This is a genomic window from Pseudomonas sp. PME37.24/025 (genome assembly GCF_055556615.1).
On the sequence record NZ_JBVHNK010000344.1, the window covers coordinates 1 to 258 of the forward strand.

At 68.6% G+C, this 258-nt stretch carries 1 protein-coding gene; it reads left to right on the plus strand.

Annotated elements, in window-relative coordinates; translation table 11 throughout:
* Nucleotides 1-212, plus strand: a 212-nt coding sequence (locus tag ACZ3HH_RS30630) for a hypothetical protein (RefSeq protein ID WP_465810421.1), incomplete at its 5' end; no start/stop codon positions are given.
* Nucleotides 213-258: the final 46 nt, after the last annotated feature.

Below are 258 nucleotides of genomic sequence, written 5' to 3' on the forward strand. Positions count from 1 at the left end.
GCGCGCCGAACCGGCCCGGCGATATTCACGATGCGACGTGGGGAATTCTATCGGCCGTTTACGGCGGCGCGATCCATCCGACCGCCGAAGGCCATGCCGCGATGGCGGACGCGGCACTGCCTGCCGCAACCGCGGTCCTCGGTCTCGGCGCACCGGCGCAGATCACGAGCGAGCCGATTGCGCCGCTCGCGCCAACGTCTGAACAGAAATAGGCGATCAGGTCGCCACGCCCCGGCAGGTAAAGCCAATGGGCCTGGG